Genomic DNA, 16,284 nt, shown 5'->3' on the forward strand with positions numbered 1-16,284 from the left:
GAAATTTCAGCCCTCATCCTGAGGAGCCGCGAAAGCGGCGTCTCGAAGGATGGTCCAAGAGGCTCCCGCACATACCGAACCATCCTTCGAGACGCGGGCTTTGCCCGCTCCTCAGCGTGAGGGCTTTGAGGCTGGCTTCAAACATTGTCGCCGGCAATCGCCGCGATGACGGCGTCGGTGACCTGCCGTGTCGTGGCAACTCCGCCGAGATCGGGCGTGTGGAAGGCAGGATCCGCCGTCACCCGTTCGATCGCCCGCATCAGCCGGGCCGAAGCGGCCGCCTCACCGAGATGGTCGAGCATCATCGTCGCGGTCCAGAAGGTGCCGATCGGGTTGGCGATGCCCTTGCCTGCGATATCGAAGGCCGAGCCGTGGATCGGCTCGAACATCGAGGGGAAGGCGCGCTCAGGATTGAGGTTCGCCGTCGGCGCGATGCCGAGTGAGCCGGCCAGCGCAGCGGCGAGGTCCGACAGGATATCGGCGTGGAGATTGGTCGCGACGATCGTGTCGAGGCTGCCCGGCTTGATCACCATGCGCATGGTCATGGCATCGACCAGCATCTTGTCCCAGGTCACGTCCGGGAACTCGGCGGCGACCTCGGCGGCGATCTCGTCCCACATCACCATTGCGTGGCGCTGGGCGTTCGACTTGGTGACCACCGTCAGCAGCTTGCGCGGCCGCGATTGCGCCAGCCGGAAGCCGTAGCGGATGATGCGGGCGACGCCGGTGCGCGTCATCATCGAGACGTCTGTGGCGACCTCCTCGGGGAAACCCTTGTGCACGCGCCCGCCAACGCCGGCATATTCGCCTTCCGAGTTCTCGCGCACGATCACCCAGTCGAGCTCGGGCCCGGAGACATTGCGCAAGGGCGAGGTGATGCCGGGCAATACGCGGGTCGGGCGGACATTGGCGTATTGGTCGAAGGGCTGGCAGATCGCGAGCCTGAGGCCCCAGAGCGTGATGTGGTCGGGGATCTCGGGATGCCCGGCCGAGCCGAACAGGATCGCGTCGTGGTGGCGGATTTGCTCGCGCCCATCCTCGGGCATCATCCGGCCGTGCTTCTTGTAGTACTCGCCGCCCCAGTCGAAATGGTCGAAGGCGAAGCCGAGGGAGCCGTCGCGGCGGGCCAGCGCCTCGAGAACCTCGACGCCGGCCGCGATGACCTCGACGCCGATGCCGTCGCCGGGGATGGCTGCGATGCGGTGGGTCTTCATGGTCGTGGTCTCCCGAAACCTGTCCTCTGCCTCGTCTTTGCGAGCGAAGAGGCTGCAAGTCAAGAATGCATTGCAGCTTCCATGGAAGTTGATAGTGTCAGCGTGGGAGAATGATATGGCGACGCGCAGCAAGGCTATCGAGCAGGCGAATGAACGGGGCGCGAGCCTCGTCGACAGCGCCTATGCGGCGCTGAAGCATGCGATCCGCGAAAGCGTCTTCGCGCCGGGCTATCAGGCCTCGGCCGGGGAACTGGCGCTGCGGCTCGGCGTCAGCCGGACGCCGGTGCATGAAGCGGCGCTGCGGCTGCAGGAGGAAGGGCTCGTCCGCATCCTGCCCAAGCGCGGCATCCTGATTTGCGCGCTGGCCCCGCAGGACATCGCCGAGATTTACGAGGTCCTGATCGCGATCGAGGCGGGGGCGGCGGAGCTCTCGGCCAGGATGCCAGAGCCCGCACGCGTCGCGCTGGCCGACGAGCTCGATCGTGCCACGGATGCGATGGGGCAGGCGCTGGCGGCCGGCGATCTCGATGCCTGGGGCCGCGCCGACGAGACATTCCACCGCCTGCTGGTCGAGCGCTGCGGCAACAGCCGCTTCATGCGCATCATCCAGACGGTCAACGACCAGTCGCACCGGGCGCGGATGCTGACGCTGCGGCTGCGTCCGCGCCTGCCGTCGTCGGAGGCCGAGCACCGTGCGACCAGCGACGCGATCCGCAGCGGGTTGCCGGGGCTGGCCCGTGAGGCGGCGCGCCGCCATCGCATCCGGGCGCGCGACGAATTGCTGCCGCTGATCGAGAGCGTCGGGTTGCGGCACATGTAGAGGCTTCAACTGTCGAAGACCGCGATCAACGCGGCGAACCGAACCGGAGGAAACGCATGCGTCGACTGATCCTGGCCCTCGGGGCCGTTCTTGCCATATCTCCATGGGCCATGACCGCAGCGCCCGCTTTGGCACAGAGCTACCCCTCGCGTTCGATCACCATGATCGTGCCCTTCGCCGCTGGCGGGCCGACCGACGTGATCGCCCGCATCGTCTCCGACCATATGAGCCGCACGCTCGGCCAGTCGATCGTGGTCGAGAACGTCGCCGGTGCCGGTGGTACGACCGGCTCGCTGCGCGTCGCACGCGCGACGCCTGACGGCTACACCGTGATCATGGGCAATCTCGGCACCCATTCGGCTTCGGTCGGGCTTTACCCCAACCTCGCCTATGATCCGCGCACCGATTTCGCACCCGTCATCAACACGGCGGGCACGCCGATGCTGATCTCCGCGCATAAGGATTTCCCGGCCAATACGCTGCAGGAGTTCGTCTCGCTGCTGAAGGCCGATCCGGCCAAGTACAATTGGGGTCATGGCGGCATCGGCTCGACCTCACATCTCACCTGCGTGTTCTTCCACCATCTGATCAAGGCGCCGGTGCAGCAGGTGCCATTCCGGGGCTCGGGCCCGGCGATGAACGCCCTGCTCGCCAAACAGCTCGATTACGTCTGCGACCAGACAGTCGGCATCGTGCCGCAACTGTCCAACCTCAAGACCTATGTCGTCGCGACGCCCAAGCGGCTCGACGTGGCCAAGGAGGTGCCGACCAGCACCGAGGGCGGGCTGCCCGAGTTCCAGGCGGTGGGCTGGAACGCGATCTTCGCCCCGAAGGGTACGCCCAGCGAGATCGTTGACAGGCTCAATGCCGCCGGGCGAGCCGCGCTCGCGGATGCCGGCGTCAAGGCGCGGCTGCTCGAACTCGGCTGCGTCATCCCCGACGACGCCGGCCAGAGCCCGGCCGCGCTCGGCGCCCATGTCCGCGCCGAGGTCGACAAATGGACGCCGGTGATCAAGGCGGCCGGCGTCACGGCGCAGTGACCGGCCGGCGCCGGGCCGTCACCCAACCGTCACGCGACTCCACTAGTCGGCTCGCCATCGCAAATGGCGGGCGAGGGCCAAGGTGACGCAGACGGCACGCACGGTTCGGCGCACGACCAGCATAGGACTGACGACGGCAGTCCATCGCAGCAAGCCCCTCTCGAAGGCGGGACTGCTGGAGCGGATGTTCACCCTGGCCTTCTCCGGCCTCGTCTACCCGCAGATCTGGGAAGACCCGGTCGTCGACATGGAGGCGCTGCGGCTGCGGGCGGACGACCATGTCGTCGCGATCGCGTCGGGCTCCTGCAACGTGTTGTCCTATCTCACGGCGGATCCGGCGAAGATTAGCGCGATCGACCTCAACGGCGCGCATATCGCGCTTGGCCGGCTGAAGCTCGCGGCGCTGGCGCGGATGACGCGCCATGACGAGTTCCTGGGCTTCTTCGGACAGGCGCAGTCCCCGGCCAATGTCGCGTTCTACGACCGCGAGATCGCGCCGCATCTCGACGCGACCTCGCGCAGCTACTGGGAGGGCCGGGGGCTCGACGGCCGGCGCCGCATCGGCATGTTCGCCCGCAACGTCTATCGTTTCGGATTGCTCGGACGCTTCATCGGCGCCGGCCATCTGCTCGGCCGGGCGCTGGGCTGCGATCCCCGCAAGATGCTGGAGGCCCGCGACATGGCCGAGCAGCGCGTGCTGTTCGAGCGCCATCTCGCGCCGGTCTTCGACAAGCCGTTCGTGCGCTGGCTGATCCGGCAGCCGGCCTCGCTCTACGGGCTCGGCATCCCGCCGGCGCAGTACAAGGCGCTCGCCGCCGACGGCGCGGACGGAATCCGTGGCGCGCTGAGGGACCGGATGGAACGGCTCGCCTGCGGTTTCGACCTGAGGACCAATTACTTCGCGCGGCAGGCCTTCGGGCGCCGCTACGAGCCCGGAGCCGAGGCGGCGCTGCCGCCCTATCTGCAGCGCGAGCATTTCGAGCGCGTGAAGGCGCGGGCGAGCCGCGTCTCCTATCATCAGAGCGCGGTCACCGCCTTCCTCGAAGCCCAACCGGCCAAGAGTTGCGACGCCTATGTGCTGCTCGATGCCCAGGACTGGATGAACGACGCCGACCTCACGGCCCTGTGGACGCAGATCACCCGCACCGCGAGGCCAGGCGCGCGCGTGATCTTCCGCACCGCCGCCGACGAGCGGCTGCTACCAGGCCGCGTGCCGGCGGAGATCCTCGACCAGTGGCGCTATGACGAGGCGACAAGCCGGGCGCTCTGCGCGCGCGACCGCTCCTCGATCTATGGCGGCTTCCACCTTTATGTGCTGCCGGAGGCTGCAGCGTGAGCGCGGCGGCGCCCGAACGCGGCGCGGCCGGGCTGATGGATGCGATGTATCGCCATCAGCGCCACATCTACGACGCCAGCCGGAAGTTCTACCTGCTCGGGCGCGACCGCCTCATCGACGGGCTCGAGCCGCCACCGGGCGGAACCGTGCTGGAGATCGGCTGTGGCACGGGGCGCAACCTGATCAGGATCGCGGAGGCCTATCCGGGCCGCGCCTGCTACGGCCTCGACGTTTCCTCGGAGATGCTCGCGACGGCGCGGCAATCGGTTCTGCGGGCGGGAATGTCCGAGCGCATCGTGCTGAGGCAGGCGGATGCCACCGCGTTCGATCCTCAGGCGCTGTTCGGGCGGGACGGCTTCGACCGGATCGTGATCTCCTATGCGCTGTCGATGATCCCGCCCTGGCGCGGCGTGGTCGAGGAGGCGCTGCGCCGGCTGTCGCCGGGCGGGGAACTGCACATCGTCGACTTCGGCGATCAGCGGGACTTGCCGGCGCCGTTCCGGGCCATTCTGAACCGCTGGCTGGCGCTGTTCCATGTCACGCCGCGCCGCGACCTCGCGGCCATTCTGGACGATGTGGCGCATGCCGTGGGAGCGAGTGCCCGCACCGACGCTCTTTATGGCGGCTATGCCGCTCTGGCGAGGTTACGCCGTAGCGCCTGAGCGCCGGCGCTCCCCGATCCGCTCCGCCTTCCCCGCCATGCCAGCGCCGATGGGATGAGCCTGACGCCCGGCACGGCCGTCGTCGCCGGACAGCGCGGCGTCCTCGCCTCCTGGAGACGAGTGGGCGCGGACCATGGGCAAGTGGCTCCTCTTCGCAGCGAATGGCCGCGATCAGAGCTGGATGTCCGGCACCTTCGGAACGTCCGCCGGGTTCTCGGCCCGCGCAGGGGCGCGGCTGCCGCTCACCGCAGGCGAAGCGATAGCGAGTTGAAGAGTGCTCTCTGTCTCGGCCCAGACGCGTGCGACGAACGCCGGATCGTCGTTCAGCTTCTTGCCGTAGCTCGGCACGATCCGTTGCAAGGCAGCCTGCCAGGCCGGCGTCGCGATGCGCTCGGGGAAGGCACGCTTGAGCAGGTCCAGCATGATCGGCGGGGAGGTCGAGGCGCCGGGCGACGCGCCGAGCAGTGCCGCGAGCGACCGGTCACCGGCGATGACGATCTCGGTGCCGAGGTTCAGAACGCCCCCCTTTTCGGGATCGTTCTTGATGATCTGCACGCGCTGGCCGGCCTGCCAGTCGCGCCAGTCCTCATCCTTCGCCTCTGGCATGTAGGCGCGCAGGTCACGCATGCGATCCGATTTCGACATTGCGAGCTGGCCGGCGAGATACTGGACCAGAGCCATCTCGTGCCAGCCAACGTTCATCATCGGCAGCAGGTTTGACGGCGTCACCGAATCCGGCAGGTCGAAATAAGATCCGTTCTTCAGGAATTTGGTCGACCAGGTCGCGAAGGGACCGAAGAGCAGGACGCGCTTGCCGTCGAGCATCCGGGTGTCGAGATGCGGCACGGACATCGGCGGAGAGCCGACATCGGCCTTGCCGTAAACCTTGGCGAGGTGGCGGTTCACGATTTCGGGCTTCTCGGTCACGAGGAAGGAACCGCCGACCGGGAAGCCGGCATAGTCTCTGGCTTCCGGAATTCCGGACAGTTGCAGGAGCGGCAAGGCCGCGCCTCCTGCGCCGATGAAGACGAAGCGGGCGTCGACGGTCTGTATCTTGGAGCCGTCCTGCACGTCGAAGGCGGAAACGCGCCAGGTGCCGTCGCTGTTGCGAGTGATGGAGCGGACCTCTTGACCGGTCCGGACGGTGAAATTCGGCGACTTCGACAGGTGATCGAAGAACTGGCGCGTGATCTCGCCGAAGTTCACGTCGGTGCCGAGTTGAGAACGCGCCGCAGCCAATTGCTGTCGCGCGTCGCGGCCCTCCATCATGATGGGGACCCACTCCGCGATCTTCGCCTTGTCGGTCGTGTATTCGATCCCCGAGAACAGGGGACTCGCCTGCAGGGCGGCGACCCGCTTGCGAAGGTACTCGACGTTCTCATTTCCCCAGACGAGGTTCATATGGGGCGTCGAGTTGATGAAGGACCGCGGCTCTGTCAGCACGCCGCGGCGGATCTGATGGGACCAGAACTGCCTGGAGATCTGGAATTGCTCGTTGATCGCGATGGCGCGACTGATCTGAACATTGCCCTTGTCATCCTCCGGCGTGTAGTTCAGCTCACACAACGCCGAGTGCCCAGTGCCGGCATTGTTCCAACCGTTCGAGCTCTCCTCGGACACGGCGCCGAGACGTTCGAAGACCTCGAATGTCCAGCCGGGCTCCAACTCCGTCAGCAGAACGCCGAGCGTCCCGCTCATCACGCCGCCGCCGATCAGCAGGACGTCGACGGAGCGGTCGGCCTTCTCGGCGCGATACTGTCCGCCGGCGAACCACCGGTAGGTGACGAGAGCGGCACCCGCACCAAACACCGTTCCGAGGAGGCGACGGCGTGTAAGTCCAAGGGGCGACGTCCGGACGGCCGCCTCACTCTTGTCCGGCTTCCCATTGGAGTACATTCTCAAGGCCTTCCTGCAACCGTTGCAAAACGCACTGGCAGCGTTTTGGGCTCTATGTCAGGAAACTGGCCTGCCATCAACAAGAGTTTCAGCCGAATATATGCGTTGTGTTGAGTGGCGTTTCTATTTTTTATATTTGTTCTAATCTTGTTTGTTGTCCAGGAATCGATCTCCGGTCGGTGGCGGGGCGCGAGTCTTCACGCGATTAGGCAGATCGACGAGTCGATCTTTCGATCAGAATTCTTTCGGGTGCCCCGCGCATGAGCAACTGCTAACTTGAGGCGATTCAATCGTAAGGGGCGGATCAACCGTCCAAAACAGCCAGTGCCTGGTGTCGCTCTTGGCGAAGACCCGCCCGCCGGTCTGTCCCTTTTGTGGCATCATGCCGTGGGCGGCCTTCATCAAGGCGAGATCGGCGAGGATATCGGCAGCGCGCCGCGCGTCAGTGCCGCGTCTCGGTTTCGCGCTCGCCGGTCATGCCCTCGACAGTGATTGCGGTCTTCTGCGGCATGCCGATGATCCGGCCGATCGTCGCGGGCAGCGGCATCATGCTGTGAGCGGCCTTCATCAGGGCGAGATTGGCGAGGATGTCGGCCGGGAAGGGCTGGACCTTTCGATTCGTCAGATCGACATGGAGCGAGAGGTTTTCGCTGGTCGCCGCGAGCCAGCCCTCGGTCGCGTGCCGCATTTCGAGATAGTAGTGCAGCCGCTTGTCGTCGAAGGCGATGAGCTGGGCGGTGATCCTGACCTGGTCGCTTTCGGTCAGCTCGCGCTTGTAGAGGATGTGGCATTCGGCTGTGAAAGTCGAGGCGTGATGCGTATCGACATAGTTCTGGTTCAGGCCGACCAGCGAGAAAACCTCGTCCACCGCCCGGTCGAACAGCACATGGTAGTAAGCCATGTTGAGGTGGCCATTGTAGTCGATCCATTGTGACTCGACAGGCATTGCCGACGAGACGAAAGGCGCGAAGAACAGCGCCGGAGCGCGGATGTCGTCTTTCATGGCCGCCTCCCTTACTCAAAGCCACATGCTACGTGAATGTACATGGGCGCGGGCTTCACTCCTGCAATCAGGGCATGGAGGTCGATATGAAACCGCATCATTGCGGCTGCCCTTTGCGTGTCGGCATGGTCTATCATACTGCGTATTCACCGGCCGTCAGCCCGGCTGCGGGACGATCGAACCACCTCGTGTCAGGCTGCTGTCCGGATCGTAACCGATTGCGAAACCGGATTGTCCCAAGTCTAAGCTCCAAAACCGGATGTTGACAATGAATTTGCCTGCCGCCGCCCTGCATGAGACCCCCGCATCCGCCGCAACGCTGCCGCCATCGCCGGAATCGGTCGCTGCCGTCACGCAGGCGCTTGCGGCCTCCTTCGGCAACCGGCTGGTGACGAGCCTGGCGGTGCGGCAGCAGCACGGCCATACGCTGACCTGGATTCCGAACCAGCCGCCGGATGCGGTCGTCTTTCCGCAGAGCACGCAGGAGGTCTCCGAGATCGTGAGGCTTTGCGCCGCGCATGGCGTCCCGGTGATAGCCTTCGGAACGGGTACCTCGCTGGAGGGCCATGTGAATGCGCCCTTTGGTGGCGTCTGCATCGATATGAGCCAGATGAAGGGCATCATCGCTGTTCATGCCGAGGATCTCGACTGCGTCGTCGAGGCCGGCGTTACGCGCAAGGAGTTGAACGAGCATCTGCGCGACCAGGGCCTGATGTTCCCGATCGATCCGGGCGCCGACGCCTCGATCGGCGGCATGGCGGCGACCCGCGCCTCGGGCACCAACGCCGTGCGTTATGGCACGATGAAGGACAATGTGCTGGCGCTGACGGCCGTGATGGCCGATGGCTCGATCGTCAAGACCTCGACGCGGGCGCGCAAGACATCGGCCGGCTATGACCTGACGCGCCTGCTCGTCGGCTCCGAGGGCACGCTCGGCATCATCACCGAGATCACGCTCAAGCTGCACGGCATCCCCGAGGCGATCTCGGCCGGCATCTGCCCGTTCCCCTCGGTCAAGGCCGCCTGCGACGCCACGATCGTGACGATCCAGTCCGGCCTGCCGGTGGCGCGCATCGAGCTCGTCGACGAGGTCATGATCCGCGGCGTCAACCTCCATTCAAAGCTCGGCCTGCCCGAGACCGTGATGCTGTTCGTCGAGTTCCACGGCAGCGAGGCCGGCGTGAAGGAGCAATCCGAGCGTTTCGGCGAGTTCGCGGCCGAGTTCGGCGGCGGTCCGTTCGAATGGGCGACCAAGGCCGAGGACCGCAGCAAGCTCTGGCAGGCGCGCCATGACGCCTATTGGGCGGCCAAGGCCCTGCGCCCCGGCGTGAATTCCGTTGCGACCGATGTCTGCGTGCCGATCTCGCAGCTCGCCGATTGCGTCGAGGAGACCAAGCGCGACATCGAGGCGAGCGGGCTGATCGCTCCGATCGCCGGCCATGTCGGCGACGGCAATTTCCACACGCAGCCGCTGGTCGATCTGGATGACCCCGAAGAGGTGGCGCGAGCCGAGGCCTTCATCGAGCGTCTGGTCAAGCGCGCGCTCGCCATGGGCGGCACCTGCACCGGGGAGCACGGCGTCGGCCAGAAGAAGATCAAGTATCTCGAGGCCGAGCACGGCGCGCCGGCGCTCGCCGTGATGCGCACGCTCAAGCGGGCGCTAGACCCGCAGAACATCCTCAACCCCGGCAAGATCCTCGTGCTGTGACTCTCGTCCTGCTCGCGGAAGGGCAGCCGGTCATGATGCCGTGCCCGGCGCGTTGAAAATACCGGGATCCAGGAAAATGTCGTGATCTCGCCGCGACTTGGCGGCATGATCGCGGCATCCCCCAAACCGACGAGGATAAAGCCGGACGTTGCGTGAGACCCTGACAGTCCTGGCCGGCCTGCTGGTGCTGGCGCTGCTTGCCGCCCTGATCGGGCCCGGCTTCGTCGACTGGCGCGCCTACCGGCCGCAGTTCGAGACGAGGCTCGCTTCCGCGCTCGGCGTCGAGACGAGCATTTCCGGCGGCATCGGCCTGCAGCTTCTGCCGTCGCCACGGCTGACGCTGCAGGATGTCCGATTTGGCGGCCGGGCGCAGGATTTGAGCACTGCGGATGTCGAGTTGCTGACGGTCGAGCTGGCGCTGTCGGCCCTGGCAAGAGGCGAGTTCCGCATCGCCGAGGCGAAAGCCGAAGGCGCGGCGGTTTCGGTCGCGCTCGACGACGCCGGAGCAATCCGATTGCCGACGCGGATCGGGTCGGGTCTGCCGGTGCAGACCAGCCTCGACCGTCTCACCATCAGCCGTTCGGTGCTGGTGTGGCGCGAGCCCGGCAAGGAGCCGCTGACGATCGCCCCGATCGCGGCCGAGGTCTCCGCCGTCAGCCTGTCCGGCCCCTGGCGGATCGAGGGCGAGGTCGCGGGCTCGTCATTGCGCGTCACCACCGGCACGCTGGAGCCGGATGGCCGGCTGCGCGCCAAGGCATTCGTTACCGGAGAGGACATCCAGCTCGGCTTCGACGGCAACTTCCTGCTGCCGGCGGTCGCTGGCGGGGTTGGTCTCGGACTCGATGGCAGCTTCAACCTGTCGCCCGGCGGCGCGCTCGCCTTGTCGGGCAAGGTCAGCGGTGGCAGCCGGCAACTGGACCTGGCTGGGCTCGTTCTCGATATCGCCGGTGGCGCGGCGCGGCTCGAAGGCGAAGGGCAGTTTCTTCCGGGGGCCGGGACCGGCGCTCTGGCGCTGCGCGCGCGGCGGCTCGACGCCGACGCCCTGGCGGGGGCGCTGGCCGAGCGTGCGGGCTTCGAGCGCGCCCTTCAGACGCTCCCGGGGCATTTCGATATCTCGCTCGATCTCGATCAGCTGATCTGGCGCGGCGAGGATTTTTCCGCCTTCGGCCTGCGCGGGCGATTGGACGGCAACGGCCTTGCCGACGCGACGGCCTCGGTGCGTATCGCAGGGGCCCTGCTTGGGGCGAGCGGCGCCGTCGATGCCAATGGTGTCGCGGGGAAGCTCAATCTCCAGGCGGGGGATTCGCGACGGGTCGGCCTCGTACTGGCCCGGGCCGGCTTGAATCCCGCGCTCGCAGACCTGGTCGCGGGGCTCGGCCGGATCGACGCCGAGGCGATCGGCGCCTGGGATGGCGGGCGCGTCGGCCTGCAAAGGCTGATGATGACCGGATCTTCCGGCGTCCGGCTCGAACTCTCCGGTGACGTCACCGCTGAGCGTTTCGCTGCCAAGGCGGCGCTGCACGGCCTCGACCTGAATACACTGCCGCCGGGGGAAAGCTTCGCCGGCCTGCTCGGGTCGCGGGATCTCGCGCTCGACCTCAGCCTGACCAATGCGCGCTTCCGCAATGCGCCGCCCGGTTCGGCCAGTCTCGATCTGCGCCGCGACGGCGCGATCTGGCGACTCAGCCGCCTGGGCATCGACGGGTTCGGCGGCGTTGCCGTCTCCGGTTCCGGCGCGTTGCTGGCGGAAGGCGGAGAGATTTCCGGCCGCATCCGTGCGCTGCGCTTCGAGACGATCGCGGCTCTCGCCGGGCCGCTCCTGCCCGAGGCGGCGCGGCAGGTGCTCGGGCGCGTCGGCGACGGTCTCTCGCAACTCGATGCCGGCTTCCGCCTGACGCGGGCGCCGGCCGGGGATACGGGACTGTCCGTCGACGGCTCGGCGCAGGCCGGGCGCCTGTCGCTGACCGGGCGGCTCGACGGCACTGGGCGCTGGACCGGCGCGAAACTGCGCTTCGATCTCGTGGACCGGAGACAGGTCTTCCAGGCGCTTGGGCTGCCGCCCCCCCGGCAGGCCGGTCCCGGCGAACTGGTGCTGGAGCATGGAGCAGGGCGCCTGGTCGGCACGCTGGCGGGGCCCGGCCTGTCGATCGTGCTGGAGAACGAGGCATCGACGCAGCCGCGGCTGGCCATTCTGGCTGACGGGATCGGCCAAATCCTGCCCGAGGGGGCGTCCCGGCTCCTGCCCGGTGGTCTCGTCGATGCCCATGCTCGCATCGGCTTTGCTCCGGATATCGTCTCGCTCGATGAGCTGGTGATGAATCTGGGAGGCGCTTCGGCGCACGGCAGCATCACCTTCGCGCGCGAGGGCGGCCTGAGCGGACGCCTTTCCGTGCCGGGTGCGGATCTGCGCGGCTTGCTCGGTTCGGCCCTGGGGGCAGGCCCTTCGAGCAGCGCGGGCTGGTCGACGACGCGCTTCGGCGCGGCCGCGGGGCTGCCGGACTTCCAGCTCGCGATCGAGGCTGCAACGCTGGTGGCGGTAGAAGGCTTCACCCTGCGCGATGCGCGCTTCAGCTTGCGCTCGGATCAGGACGGGTTGCGGCTCGACGACCTCACTGCGGCCTATGGCGGAGGCCGCGTCGGCGGTCGCTTCGCGACGCGTCGCGAAGGCGGGCTGGCCCAGCTTTCCGGGCGGATCAGCCTCGAGCGGGTCGATCTCGCCCCGCTGACCGGAGGCGCTCTCGGCGGCAGGGTTTCCGGCCAGTTCGATGCCGGCGGTTCGGGCGAAAGTCCGGCGCGGCTGATCGCGGGCCTCAGCGGTGCCGGCAGCCTGACCTTCGCTGATGCGCGGCTAGGCCGTTTCGACCCTGCCGCCTATGCGCGCGTCATCGCCGCGACCGGCGAGGATGCCTCCGAGAGCGACGCCTCCCGCCTGCAGCAGCGGCTCGGCGAAGCGCTCGACCGCGATAGCTGGGCGCTTGGCAGCGTCACCGTGCCTTTCACCCTCGCCGGCGGGCTGATCCGTCTGCAGCCTCTGACCTTCGAGCGCAGCGGACTGCGCACAGAGGCCAGCGGCATCGTCGACCTGCGCGCCTTGAGCCTCGATCTGCGGCTGGGCGTGAAGCCGCTCGGGGCGCTGCCCAAGGGCTGGCCGGCGGATGCACCGCAGGTCGGCGTTGCCTGGCGCGGCCCGATCTCGGCGCCCCGGCGCGAGGCGGATGTGAACGCCCTCTCGAATGTGGTCGCGGCGCGGGCCCTGGCGCGCGAGATCGAACGGGTCGAGGCCTTCGAGGCGGATGCGCGCGAGCGCGCCGCGCATTCGCGCCGGCTCAGGGCCGAGCGCGAGACGCGCGAGAACGAGCGCAAGCTGGCCGAGTTCCTGAAGGCCGAAGAGGAGCGCCGCATCGCCGAGGAGAAGCGGGCGGAGGAGCAGAGGCGAGCTGAGGAAGCGCGGCGGCTGGTCGAGGAGCGCCGGGCGGAGGAGGCGCGCCGCGTCGAGCAGGCGCGGATGGAGCAGGAGATGCGCCGCCGCATCGAGGCGGAGGAACGGGCCGAGCGAATGCGGGCCGCGGCCGAACGCGCCGCCGCCGAGCGGGCCGCGGCGGAGCGGGCGGCGATTCAGCAGCAGCCTGGTCCGCTGATTTTGCCCGGCGCGCCGCGTGCGAATTTCCCCGACGCGGTTCTGCAGCCGGCCCCGCCGCTGGCGCCGCCGCTCGATATCCAGCCCGTGCCGCGGCCCTTGTCACGCAGCGGCCAGCCGAACTGAGCGGAGTTCGCAATCTGATTCAGGTCGTGGCTGAATTGATTCAGGCGGCTGGTGCAAGTGGCTGCCAAACAATCGCTTTCAGGCGATCAAGGTGCCAATTTTTCGCTGGAAGCATGCCGTCATCCCGGGCTTGCCCCGGGATCCATCGGAGGCCTCCGGCGCTCTATGATGGATCCCGGAGCTCCGCTTCGCCGCGTCCGGGATGACGAGGAGGTTCATTCGCGTCACGGATTACCCGCTTGTTGCCAGGCGCTTGTAATGTGCCAGTACGTGCAGGCGGAGCGCCGAGGACAGGTTCATCGCCTTGCGCCCCGAATCGACTTGCGCGATCAGCACCGCCACCGTCAGCCCTTCGGCTGCGGCGATCTCCTTCAGCGCGTCCCAGAAGGGCTCCTCCAGCGAGACGCTGGTGCGGTGGCCGGCGATCGTCAGCGAACGCTTGCGCTCGGCGCTCACGGCTCGGCGCTCACGGCTTGGGTTCGCCATCCTCGCCCGGCAGGCGATGGCCTTCTAGCGTGCGGGCGGCCTTGTCGCGCTCGGCTTCGGTGAGGCTGCGCTCGGCCTTGCTGCGGCCGAAGCTGACGCGGTTCTGCTGGGCCTGATTCTCGGCGTCCTGCCTTGCGCGCTGCTTGCGGGCGCGGCGGAGATTGATGATCTCGGCCATGGCGGCTGGCCCGGATCAGGCCGGGCCGAGCATGCGCTCGGGCCTGACCGTCGTGTCGAAGAGTTCCGCATCGACGCCGGCGCGGAGTGCCTCCTCGCGCAGCGTCGAGCCGTTGTGATGGGCCGCCTTGGCGATGCCGGCAGCCTGGTCGTAGCCGATGGCCGGAGCCAGCGCCGTGACCAGCATCAGCGAGCGCGACAGCAGATCCTGGAGCTGCGTCTGATTGGCTTCGATGCCCTCGACGCAATTGGTGCGGAAACTCTCTGCCGCATCGGCCAGCAGCCGGACCGATTGCAGGAAGGCGGCCGCGATCACCGGCTTGAAGACATTGAGCTCGAAATGGCCCTGGCTGGCGGCAAAGCCGATCGTGGTCTGGTTGCCCAGCACCTGCGTCGCGACCATCGTCAGCGCCTCGGCCTGGGTCGGGTTGACCTTGCCGGGCATGATCGAGGAGCCCGGTTCGTTCTCGGGCAGGCTGATCTCGCCGAGGCCGGAGCGCGGCCCGGAGCCCATCAGGCGGATGTCGTTGGCGATCTTGAACAGGTCGGCGGCGAGTGCGGCGAGCGCACCATGGGCCGCCGCGAGCGCGCCATGGCTCGCCAGCGCCTCGAACTTGTTCTCGGCCGTGCGGAAGGGCAGGCCGGTCAGCGCCGTGACCTCCTTGGCGAAGAGCACGGCGAAGTCCGGATGGGTGTTCAGGCCGGTGCCGACCGCGGTGCCGCCCTGTGCAAGCGCGTGAAGCCCGCCGAGCGAAGCCTCGATCCGGCCGATGCCGAGATGGAGCTGCATCACATAGCCGGAAAACTCTTGGCCGAGCGTGACGGGGGTCGCGTCCTGCAGATGGGTGCGGCCGATCTTGACCAGATTCTTGAAGGCTTCGGCCTTGTCAGCCAGTGCCTTTTCGAGCTGGCGCAGGGCCGGCAACAGCGAACGCGAAATCTCCAGCGCGGCCGCGATGTGCATCGCGGTCGGGAAGCAATCGTTGGAGGACTGGCCGCGGTTGACGTGGTCGTTGGGGTGGACCGGGCTCTTGGCACCGAGCCCCGCGCCGAGCAATTCGTTGGCGCGGTTGGCGAGCACCTCGTTGACGTTCATGTTGGACTGGGTGCCGGAGCCGGTCTGCCAGATCACCAGCGGGAAATGACCGTCGAACTTGCCCGAGAGCGCCTCATCGGCGGCATGGCCGATCGCGCCCGCGACACGCTGGTCGATCAGGCCGAGCCTTGCATTGACGTGGGCGGCCGCCTTCTTGACCAGAACCAGCGCATGGATGAGCGGCAGCGGCATGCGCTCGCGCTCGCCTCCGATCCGGAAATTCTCCAGCGAGCGCTGCGTCTGCGCGCCCCAGTAGCGGTCCGCCGGCACGGCGATGGGGCCAAAGGAGTCGGTTTCGGTGCGGTGCTCGGAAACGGGATGCGCGGACATGGACGGCCTGCTCGTTGGAGGGGCTGCCGTCGGCGGCGAAGCGCGTCCGGAAAAGCCCGGTGGGATTCGTGCCGGTCGGGCTTTCTGAATGCTGGTCAGGTTTTCTTGCGGAAGGAATCAAGGCTGACGACCTGCGCGCCGCCGCTGTCGTCACCGGAGGCAGTCTCCGGCTCGTCGGCGCCGGCTTCGTCGGAGCCGGGCTTGGCAGCCTTGGCGCTACCTTTGCCCTTGATCGCGGGAACGCCGGCGGGCGTGGCCTTGACCGGGAGGGTGACCGGCGCGGGTGGCGCCTCGATCGGTTCGGAACCTGCGCCGCGCGGCTTTGGACCGGAAGCCTGATCGTTGGCGGAAGCGCCGTCGGGTGCGTCCTGCGTCTCGAATTTGAGCCCGAACTGGACTGAAGGGTCGAAGAAGGTGGTGATGGCGTCGAAGGGGATCAGCAGCCGCTCGGGCACGCCCGAGAAGGACAGGCCGACCTCGAAGGCATGCTCGCTGACGCTAAGATCCCAGAACTGATGCTGGAGCACGATCGTCATCTCGTCGGGATGCTTTTCGCGCAGCCGCTGGGAAACCCGCACACCCGGCGCGGTGGTGCGGAAGGTGACGTAGAAATGATGATCGCCTGGCAAACCGTCCCGCCCCGCCTCCGTGAGAATCTTGCGCACGACCCCCTTCAGTGCCTCCTGCACCATCAGATCGTAGCGAAGAACATCCTTTGACATCGGGTCGGCGCTTCCGCTTTCAGTATCCGGC

Annotated in this window: 13 protein-coding genes; 6 read left to right on the forward strand and 7 right to left on the reverse strand. The window is 67.4% G+C overall.

Features of this window, described 5'->3' with window-relative positions; translation table 11 throughout:
* Nucleotides 1-137 precede the first annotated feature (137 nt).
* Nucleotides 138-1,214 carry a tartrate dehydrogenase gene (locus AC1RMY_RS06680; protein ID WP_492863168.1) on the reverse strand — a complete coding sequence of 359 codons (1,077 nt, stop codon included), beginning with the start codon at nucleotides 1,212-1,214 and terminating at the stop codon, nucleotides 138-140.
* 115 nt (nucleotides 1,215-1,329) lie between these two features.
* Between AC1RMY_RS06680 and AC1RMY_RS06685 the strand changes: the two genes are divergently transcribed.
* From AC1RMY_RS06685 to AC1RMY_RS06700, 4 genes are all read left to right on the forward strand, one after another.
* Nucleotides 1,330-2,034, forward strand: a complete 705-nt coding sequence (locus tag AC1RMY_RS06685; protein ID WP_492863169.1) for a GntR family transcriptional regulator — start codon at nucleotides 1,330-1,332, stop codon at nucleotides 2,032-2,034.
* 110 nt (nucleotides 2,035-2,144) lie between these two features.
* Complete coding sequence (locus AC1RMY_RS06690; protein WP_492863170.1) at nucleotides 2,145-3,074, forward strand: tripartite tricarboxylate transporter substrate-binding protein; 930 nt, start codon at nucleotides 2,145-2,147, stop codon at nucleotides 3,072-3,074.
* 82 nt (nucleotides 3,075-3,156) lie between these two features.
* Entirely contained in the window at nucleotides 3,157-4,410 is a 1,254-nt protein-coding gene (locus AC1RMY_RS06695; protein ID WP_492863171.1) for a BtaA family protein, read from the forward strand.
* Nucleotides 4,407-5,072, forward strand: a complete 666-nt coding sequence (locus tag AC1RMY_RS06700) for a class I SAM-dependent methyltransferase (protein WP_492863172.1) — start codon at nucleotides 4,407-4,409, stop codon at nucleotides 5,070-5,072. The genes AC1RMY_RS06695 and AC1RMY_RS06700 overlap by 4 nt, the downstream gene beginning before the upstream one ends.
* A gap of 171 nt (nucleotides 5,073-5,243) precedes the next feature.
* On the opposite strand, the gene mqo is transcribed toward AC1RMY_RS06700, so the two are convergent.
* Both mqo and AC1RMY_RS06710 read right to left on the reverse strand, forming a co-directional pair.
* Nucleotides 5,244-6,968 carry a malate dehydrogenase (quinone) gene (gene mqo, locus AC1RMY_RS06705; protein ID WP_492863173.1) on the reverse strand — a complete coding sequence of 575 codons (1,725 nt, stop codon included), beginning with the start codon at nucleotides 6,966-6,968 and terminating at the stop codon, nucleotides 5,244-5,246.
* 442 nt (nucleotides 6,969-7,410) lie between these two features.
* Nucleotides 7,411-7,971 carry a thioesterase family protein gene (locus AC1RMY_RS06710; protein ID WP_492863174.1) on the reverse strand — a complete coding sequence of 187 codons (561 nt, stop codon included), beginning with the start codon at nucleotides 7,969-7,971 and terminating at the stop codon, nucleotides 7,411-7,413.
* Between the two features lie 268 nt (nucleotides 7,972-8,239).
* On the opposite strand from AC1RMY_RS06710, the gene AC1RMY_RS06715 reads away from it, so the two are divergent.
* Both AC1RMY_RS06715 and AC1RMY_RS06720 read left to right on the forward strand, forming a co-directional pair.
* Nucleotides 8,240-9,679 (forward strand): FAD-binding oxidoreductase, encoded by a 1,440-nt coding sequence (locus AC1RMY_RS06715; RefSeq protein ID WP_492863175.1) that lies wholly within the window; start codon nucleotides 8,240-8,242, stop codon nucleotides 9,677-9,679.
* Between the two features lie 148 nt (nucleotides 9,680-9,827).
* The gene (locus AC1RMY_RS06720) at nucleotides 9,828-13,442 is read left to right on the forward strand and encodes an AsmA family protein (RefSeq protein ID WP_492863176.1); all 3,615 of its coding nucleotides are present in this window, start codon (nucleotides 9,828-9,830) and stop codon (nucleotides 13,440-13,442) included.
* A 231-nt stretch (nucleotides 13,443-13,673) separates the two neighbouring features.
* Here AC1RMY_RS06720 and AC1RMY_RS06725 read toward each other — a convergent pair whose 3' ends face one another.
* The 4 genes from AC1RMY_RS06725 to AC1RMY_RS06740 form a co-directional block, all read right to left on the reverse strand.
* A complete protein-coding gene (locus AC1RMY_RS06725) occupies nucleotides 13,674-13,898 on the reverse strand; it encodes a ribbon-helix-helix domain-containing protein (RefSeq protein ID WP_492863177.1) in 225 nt (74 codons plus the stop codon).
* 10 nt (nucleotides 13,899-13,908) lie between these two features.
* The gene (locus tag AC1RMY_RS06730; RefSeq protein WP_492863178.1) at nucleotides 13,909-14,106 is read right to left on the reverse strand and encodes a DUF4169 family protein; all 198 of its coding nucleotides are present in this window, start codon (nucleotides 14,104-14,106) and stop codon (nucleotides 13,909-13,911) included.
* Nucleotides 14,107-14,121: 15 nt separating this feature from the next.
* Nucleotides 14,122-15,531 (reverse strand): class II fumarate hydratase, encoded by a 1,410-nt coding sequence (gene fumC, locus AC1RMY_RS06735; protein ID WP_492863179.1) that lies wholly within the window; start codon nucleotides 15,529-15,531, stop codon nucleotides 14,122-14,124.
* Nucleotides 15,532-15,626: 95 nt separating this feature from the next.
* Entirely contained in the window at nucleotides 15,627-16,253 is a 627-nt protein-coding gene (locus tag AC1RMY_RS06740) for an SspB family protein (protein WP_492863180.1), read from the reverse strand.
* Nucleotides 16,254-16,284 lie beyond the last annotated feature (31 nt).

This window comes from Allobosea sp. GW822-FHT03F07, from assembly GCF_058801345.1.